This window comes from Paucidesulfovibrio gracilis DSM 16080, from assembly GCF_900167125.1.
Lineage (GTDB): Bacteria > Desulfobacterota > Desulfovibrionia > Desulfovibrionales > Desulfovibrionaceae > Paucidesulfovibrio > Paucidesulfovibrio gracilis.
Genome location: NZ_FUYC01000052.1, coordinates 1 through 1,528, shown reverse-complemented (window position 1 = coordinate 1,528; position 1,528 = coordinate 1). Strand labels below are relative to the sequence as shown.

2 protein-coding genes and 1 pseudogene are annotated in these 1,528 nt (G+C 46.9%); 1 reads left to right on the top strand and 2 read right to left on the bottom strand.

Going from position 1 to position 1,528, the window contains the following annotated elements; all coding sequences use genetic code 11:
* The coding region (locus tag B5D49_RS15090; protein ID WP_234990779.1) for a hypothetical protein at positions 1–218 on the top strand (218 nt) is incomplete at its 5' end.
* A 279-nt stretch (positions 219–497) separates the two neighbouring features.
* Here B5D49_RS15090 and B5D49_RS14660 read toward each other — a convergent pair.
* Together B5D49_RS14660 and B5D49_RS14655 are read right to left on the bottom strand one after the other, a co-directional pair.
* Positions 498–1,031 (bottom strand): hypothetical protein, encoded by a 534-nt coding sequence (locus B5D49_RS14660; protein WP_078718460.1) that lies wholly within the window; start codon positions 1,029–1,031, stop codon positions 498–500.
* A gap of 53 nt (positions 1,032–1,084) precedes the next feature.
* Positions 1,085–1,528, bottom strand: a pseudogene (locus B5D49_RS14655) (RHS repeat domain-containing protein); the annotation flags it as partial.

Sequence of the window (1,528 nt, the reverse complement as noted above, 5' to 3'; positions counted from 1 at the left end):
TGAATAAACCGCCCTGCCAATCCGGTAGGGCGGTTGTTCTATTTCTCGTTTTCCTGTTTGCGGGATGGGGAGCGGAGGAACCAAGCGAGAATGGGGATTGCAACGCCACCAGCCAGCATTATCCATTCTACCCAAATCGGGGAAGGAAAACCTCTGAAGAAGGCTTCTCCCGAAACTATACCCAAAAGGCTTGCTCCAATAAACACCGCACTCAATAAAATTTCAGAAGGCTTTATTCTCACTTCAACTCCTGTTATTCCACCAATTATACACCTTGCTCACAGCCGCTCCAGCTCCACCGGTGCGACTTTGGGGTGGCGGCCCCGGGTCAAATGCACCCGAAGCAAAGTCCGCTGCTGCCTTTGACGCCGCCGCCAACTTATCCGGGTGCTGCATGGCAGCCGCAGCCATGGCCGGTGTCCGGGTCGTGCAGGTCGCCTGTAAAGCCAGTGGCACGCGAAAACCGTAACCGTGGTTGGTGTCGTCAATCCCTGGGGTTATTGTATAATTCGGAGAGACTCATTGTAGCAACCACCAACCTTCGGCTCATAGTTTGGGTTAATTATGATGGAAGTTTGGCCTTTATACTCTGCTAAAAATGTAAAAGGTTCTACTACTTCTAATTCTAGAATCACGTTACGTACATTCTCTTTTAGCGGAAGGTCAAACACCATGAGTAGTAATGCCGTATAATCATCATTCCCTCCCATGTTGTGTCGGGAAACCGGACGCGTAAAACCTTCAGTTAGCATGTTTCCATCTGATATAAATTTATAGTGGAGCCTTCCTGGTCCTTCTTTTCTGTACGCCATAAGATGTTTCCCAGGAACAGCTATTCCTAGATCATAACATGTTTTGTATTTGTATTTTATCGGTATCGATATTGTATTCCCCTTATGAAGCACATCAAACTGTATTTCTGCTATATTTTTATAAAAATCATCTGAAAACATGGATTGGAACCAAGTTGTATTATAAAAGAATATAGCACTAATGACCATTAGAACAGTAAAAAATCGTAAAACACGCATTGCTTATCCTTTGCTAGGGGCTGGAAGACGGCATCATCCCGGCCCCTGAGCTTTTATCTCATTCTATCTCCACGATTGAGCAGGTTATAACGTTTGCGGAGCCTGTCAGCATAGTCCTGGCAATTGTTTTTGTCGCCAGCAATACCACATGCGCTATATTTGCCCGTAAGCGTACTTTTTTGTGCGCGTTTCATACGTTTGTCATCGTAGTGTTTGTCTTCAAGTTTGTATTTTGAGATGTCCTCTGTGGTCATCTCGCCTTGATTGCCAAACCCGATATTGTCGCCTGTGCCATCTTCATAAAACCCATGCTCGTGCTTTGGTTCAAAATTAAAAATGTCTGCAATGGAGCCATCAACGCTGATGCCATGCCAATTGTCGGGCAGGAAATCCAAGGGGCGCTTGCCGAAGCGGAACAGCCTCCAAGGGTCAACCCCATTGACCGGATCGTCAAGACAGTATCCGTACCAGTCCGGATCGCCGCCCGCCGCGCCCAT